Consider the following 5,689-nt stretch of genomic DNA (forward strand, 5'->3'; position numbering starts at 1 on the left):
GCTTGATCGAGATGTGTAGATACCCATGCTCATCGCTGGCAAGCCAGCTCCCACAAGGTGGACTGCCACAGTAGCTGTGCTCGACGCGGTCCCTGTGGGAGTCGGCTTGCCGACGATGAGGCCAGCAGTCACACCCTCAGCACCAGTACCGATTCCAGCTCAGAACGTCCCGCGCAACGTCAGCATGTAGTTGCGCGGTTCCCCATACCAGTTGTTGAACGCATTAGTCCCGACACTGCGGTAGTAGGTCTTGTCGAACAGGTTGTTGCCGTTCAGCGACACCGTCCAGTGCTCGTCCACCTTGTAGTCCACCAGTGCATTCCACACTGCGTATCCCGCCTGCTCGTACTCGAACGGATTGACCGTGGTGATGATCTGCCCCTGGTCGCCCTTAACACTCGACGTGCCGCTGACGTAGTTGCGGCTCTGGATGGTCGCGCCAGCCCCGACTTTCCAGCGCGCCCAATCGCCTGGCAACTGATAGCTGGTGAACACCTTGAACAAGTGCTTGGGCGTCTGCGTACTCAGTGGCTTGCCGACATTCGAGGCCGTACCGGTCTTCAACTGCTTGTTGAGGTTGAAGGTGTAGCCCGCACCGATTTGCCAGCCGGTCAGGAGTTCGCCGCTGATCTCGGCATCGAAGCCCTTGCTGACCACCTTGCCCGCCGCCTCGTAGCAGCACGGATTGCCTTCCGAAGCCTCGGCGGTGACCAGCATGTATTCGTTCTCGCGCTTGGTGTAGTACGCCGCCAACGCCAGGTTAAGACGCTTGTCGAACAGCTCGGCCTTGGTCCCCAGCTCGTAGGTATCACCGGTCATGGGCTCAAGAGACTGGTGGTTAGTATCGAGGTAGTTGGTTTGCGGCGAGAAGATCCGGCTGTAGCTGGTGTACAGCGTCCATTGCTCGTTGAGGTCGTAGACCAGCCCGCCGTAAGGCGTGATCACCCCGCTTTCGCTGCCGCCGGTGGGATAGACCTTGCCATCGCCCGGGGTCACGCTGGTGATGTTGTCGTCATAGTCCGAGTAACGTGCGCCGACGATCAGCTTCAGCGGCTCGGCCAGTTGCAAGCGCAGGGTCGAATAGGCGCCGGATTTGCGCTGGTTCCACGCCGGGAAGGTGATGTACAGGCCAGGCAGCGGCCCTTCCGGCATACCGGCGATATCACTGTTGCCGATGCTTACCGGAGTACTCTGCATGCCCAGGCGGTAGGAGTCGAAGCTGCGGCGGGTTTCCTGGTGATCGACGCCGAAGAGGATCTCATGGTCCAGGCCGAAGGCGCTGAAATGGCCGGCGACATTGGCGTCGTAAAGATCCTGGTCGATGCTGTAGTCGCGCGCCCAGCGCTGGAAGTTGGAACCGACGCCGGTCGTCTCGTCCACGGTCCCGGTGGCCTGGCCGATGTTCTGGGTCACGTCCTGGTGATAGCGGCTGTAACTGGCGCTGCCCTTCCACTGTTCGTTGAAACTGTGCTCCAGCTTGGCAAACAGCTCGTTGGTGGCGTAGCGGGCGCTGGACCAGTCGGCACTCAGCGAGGTATCCCGCGACAGACCGATATCGCCGCCAGTGTTGTAGCGCGGCAGGCCGCTGTCCCAGTAGCCGTTGATCTTGCGCCACTGATGGCTGCCGCCGAAGGTCAGCAGGGTATCGGCAGCCAGGTCCGCTTCAAGGACACCGTAGAAGACGTTCTTCTCGCTGCTGGTGGTGTCGTAGAAATAATCGCGGTCCTCCGCCGCCGCGACTGCGCGCCCGCGCAAGGCCCCGTCGAAGCCGAGAGGGCCGGTGATGTCCAGCTCCTGACGATAGTTGTCCCAGGACCCAGCCGACGTAGTGGTCTTGAACTGGTTGTAGGCCAACGGCTTCTTGCGCACCAGGTTAAGGGTACCGCCAGGCTCTCCGGTGCCGCTGAACAGGCCATCGGAGCCACGCAGGACCTCGACATGATCATAGATCGCCAGGTCCGCCAAGGACTGGTAGTTCTGCTGGCGAATCGCCGGGGCGTTGCCGTCCGTCTGGATGCTTGTGACCTGGAAACCACGGGAATAGAAGCTCGCGTCCACATCGTTGCCGCCGACCACGGTAACCCCGGTGAGCTTGTCCAGGGCCTGGTTGACGTTGCTCAGACCCTGGTCCTCGATGTTCTGCCGGGTCAGTACCGACACTGACTGGGGAATCTCGCGCAGGGCCTGGGGCGTCTTGCCGCCGACGCTGACCGCGCCGGTGGTATAGGAGCCGCTGTTCTCGGTGACCTCACCGAGGCCGACGCCCTTTACCAAAGTGGGTCCCAACTCCAGCGCACCGGTCTGCGGCACCGGCACCAGGCTGTAGCGCCCCTCCGCCTCGCGACGGACTTGCAGGCCACTGCCTGCCAGCAGTCGTTCAATGCCTTGCTCGAAGGAGTAGTGCCCCTGAATGCCCTGGGTGCTCAGGCCCTGGGTCTGCGCCGAGCCGAACGACAGGGTCACGCCGCTGGCGGCTGCGAACTGGCTGAGGGCAGTGCCCAAGGGACCGGCGGCAATCGCATAGTCCTGGTCCTGTGCCCAGGCTGCGTTGGCGACCAGGGCAAGCCCCAGCAACGCCCGCTGGATGTTGGACCGCAGGGCGGTCTTGCGGAAAAGGTGATTCATTTGACGCTTCCTGTGCCGTGGCGATGAAGGCGGCTGACAAACCGCTCTACAAGGGGAGCCGAATGGAAATGAGAATCGGCAAGGAAGAAATCCGGATTTTTTTCACCGCGACGGTCACGCCCGCTCGAACCGGGTCCAGTAGCGAGAAAATCCGCGCAGCCGTACCGGCAGGGAAACCGGCAGGTTGGCCAGTACGCCATCGATATCATCGAGGCGGAAAGCGCCGGAAATCCGCAGCCCGCCGACATCGTCCGAACATCCCAGGTAGCCGGGGCGATAGCGCGACAGCTCCTGCAGGAAGTCATCCAGACGCCAGTCGATGGCGACCAGCAGCCCGCGAGTCCAGGCGCTCGTCTCGACCCCGGCGGCACGCAAAGGCCCGACATCCTCATTGGTGAAGGTGAGCGCCTGGCCCTCCGTCACCCTTTGCACCAGAGTCGCGCTGCCCCGTGGTCGCACTTCGACGGCATGGGCCTGGACCGACACTGTGCTGAAGCCCTGCTGCAGGCGCACATCGAAGCGCGTCCCCAGCGCCAGCACCCGGCCATGGGGCGTCTGCACCGACAGCGGACGAGCCCAGGCATCGCCGGCGGTGCTGATGAAGATCTCACCCTGGCGCAACTGGATCAGGCGCTGATGATCGTCGAACGCAATATCCACCCGGGTATCGGTGTTCAGTTCCAGGCTGCTGCCATCAGCGAGGATGACCTTGCGTCGCTCGCCGGTACGGGTGGCGAAATCGGCACTGTACGGCGACGCGCGATAGCCATCGAAGGTCGCCGCCCCAGCCCCCAGCAGCAACAGCAGTTTCAGCCCATGGCGCCGCGGGATGCCCATTTGCGAAAGCACCGGCATGGCTACGTCCTGGGGAATACCGTGCAACTGCTTTTGCAGGCGCTCGATGCGGGCCCAGGCACTGGCATGCTCCGGCCGCTCGTGCAGCCAGCGCTGCCACTCCTGACGCTGCTCGGTGCTGACCTCGGCATCGTGCAGCAGCAGGTACCACTGCACCGCCGCCTGCAGGTCGGCCGTGCCCGGCAGGCGGGGTGGGGTCAGTCGTCCATCAGCAGGATGCATTGCATCAAGGCCTTTGCCAGGTGGTTCTTCACTGTCGTCACCGACAGCCCGAGACGCTTGCCGACCTCGACGTAGCTCAGGCCGTCGAGTTGCACCATCAGGAAGATCTGCCGGGTGCGCACGCCGAGACCATCGAGCAATTCATCGATGGCCAGCAGCGCCTCGATGATCTGGTGATGGGTTTCCGGAGAGATCTGCACAGGTTCGGGACGGGCCGCGAGGGCGTCGAGATAGGCCTGTTCCAGCACCCGGCGGCGGGCCTTGTCGATCAGCAGGCCGCGGGCGATGGTCACCAGGTAATGGCGCGGTTCGCGCAGTGCCGGCAACTGGCGCAGGCTCAAGACCCGGACAAAGGTGTCCTGGGCCAGGTCGGCGGCATCGGCGCTATTGCCGATGCGATTGCGCAGCCAGCCCTTGAGCCAGCCGTGGTGGTCGCCGTAAAGCTGTTCGATGTCCGCTGGCGGTAAAGCCTTGCTTCCTGCATCCATGATGAGAAGTCACAAATGGTAATAACTCTCAATATTGTCTGCATATTGCTGGAGCGGGTGCAAGGGGCATCTTCCTTGGCCTCTCGGGCCTCATCGCTGGCAATGCCAGCTCCCACAGGTTTCTGTGTCGGGCCTGGATCATGCGGCTGGCCCGGAACCCTGTGGGAGCCGGCGTTGCCGGCGATGAGGCCATAAACAGCACCCTCACTCCTCGATCCGCAACCATTCCCAGCGCTCGCGATAGCTTTCGGCCTTGCGCCGGAACATCTGCGGCTGGTCGTTCAGCGGATTGCTGCGCAACACCCCCTGCTGCAGATCATCCAGTCCCCAGGTGCTGTACAGCTCGCCGCTGCGCACATCGAGGCCAATGCAGGTCGAGCGCACCAGGTAGCGGTCGATGCCGTCGGTGACCTTGAGCAAGGGCGCATAGGGCACGCCGAACTTCTCTTCGTACCAGAGGTGGACCCGCGCCTGGTTGCGCACCTCGACCAGCTCGGCGAACTCGCCGCAGGCTGCGCGGACTCGCTGGATCACTCGATCCTCGGCTTCCCAGGACAGGTCATGGTCGAAGTAGATGACGTCGTAGTCCTTCACCCCCCAGCCCGGCTCGCGGCCGATCTTCAGGTTCCACAAGGCCTGGAACAGGCAGCCGGCGGTAAGCATGCAGTGTGGCAGGTCGAGGCCGACCAGCAGGTCCATCAGCCGGGCATTGAGCGGGTTCTTCATGGCCATGGCGACCAGCGCCTGCGCGGTCAACTGGCTCATCAGATGGCCTCGTCACGGGTCGGCGGCGGCATTTCCCAGACCGACGGCGGCAGGTCGAACAACTTGTCGAAATCGAAGCGCAGGCTGTCATCGCGCAGGCCGATCACCATCACCACCAGCAGCAACAGCGCCAGCCCGCCTTCCGGCAGGCTCCAGCGCGGCACCTCGACGTTGCGCCCGCGGCTGCACCACCAGGCCTGACCAATGCAGAACGCGGCGATGGATAGGGCCCAGAGGTAATAACCGGGGGCAAAGCCGATGACGTCGTGGAAGCTGTAGTTGATGTTGTCGGGCAGGCGCTGGATAGCGTGGCTGGTCACCGCCAGGTACAGCGCCCAGAGGCCGAGGAACAGCGAAAACCAGCGCACCCGTCGGCGCAGGAGCAGGGCGAAACCGTAGAGCGGGTTGGCGAACCAGCCGAACAGGCCGAAGACCACGCCCCACGGTCCCTGGAACAGGGCCTGCAAGGCGGTGACCACATTGCCGCCGCCGAGATCGACGGCATCCAGGCACAGGGCCAGGAGGTAGAGCAGAAGACTGAGGGTGACGTAGAGACGCGCCATGCGGCGACCTTGGGTACAGGGGATAAGCCCGGACAATACAACAGTTTGTGGTGTTGTTGATGGCCCCATCGCTGCATGGGTATCTACACATCTCGATCAAGCACAACACGAACCCGTGTGGGAGCGGCTGTTAGCCGCGATTGGCCGCAAAGCGGCCATAAAACCTGTGCA

General features: G+C 63.2%; 5 protein-coding genes. All 5 read right to left on the minus strand.

Annotated elements, in window-relative coordinates:
• Positions 1-159: 159 nt before the first annotated feature.
• Positions 160-2,625 carry a TonB-dependent siderophore receptor gene (locus tag ACODSK_RS32165; RefSeq protein ID WP_489022128.1) on the minus strand — a complete coding sequence of 822 codons (2,466 nt, stop codon included), beginning with the start codon at positions 2,623-2,625 and terminating at the stop codon, positions 160-162.
• A 114-nt stretch (positions 2,626-2,739) separates the two neighbouring features.
• Positions 2,740-3,702 (minus strand): FecR domain-containing protein, encoded by a 963-nt coding sequence (locus ACODSK_RS32170; protein WP_489022129.1) that lies wholly within the window; start codon positions 3,700-3,702, stop codon positions 2,740-2,742.
• Positions 3,678-4,190 carry a sigma-70 family RNA polymerase sigma factor gene (locus tag ACODSK_RS32175; RefSeq protein WP_489022131.1) on the minus strand — a complete coding sequence of 171 codons (513 nt, stop codon included), beginning with the start codon at positions 4,188-4,190 and terminating at the stop codon, positions 3,678-3,680. Before ACODSK_RS32175 ends, ACODSK_RS32170 begins: the two co-directional genes overlap by 25 nt.
• 204 nt (positions 4,191-4,394) lie before the next feature.
• Positions 4,395-4,955 (minus strand): nucleotidyltransferase family protein, encoded by a 561-nt coding sequence (locus ACODSK_RS32180; RefSeq protein ID WP_489022133.1) that lies wholly within the window; start codon positions 4,953-4,955, stop codon positions 4,395-4,397.
• A complete protein-coding gene (locus ACODSK_RS32185; protein ID WP_489022134.1) occupies positions 4,955-5,518 on the minus strand; it encodes a hypothetical protein in 564 nt (187 codons plus the stop codon). The genes ACODSK_RS32180 and ACODSK_RS32185 overlap by 1 nt, the downstream gene beginning before the upstream one ends.
• Positions 5,519-5,689 lie beyond the last annotated feature (171 nt).

Source organism: Pseudomonas sp. FG98, from assembly GCF_057808595.1.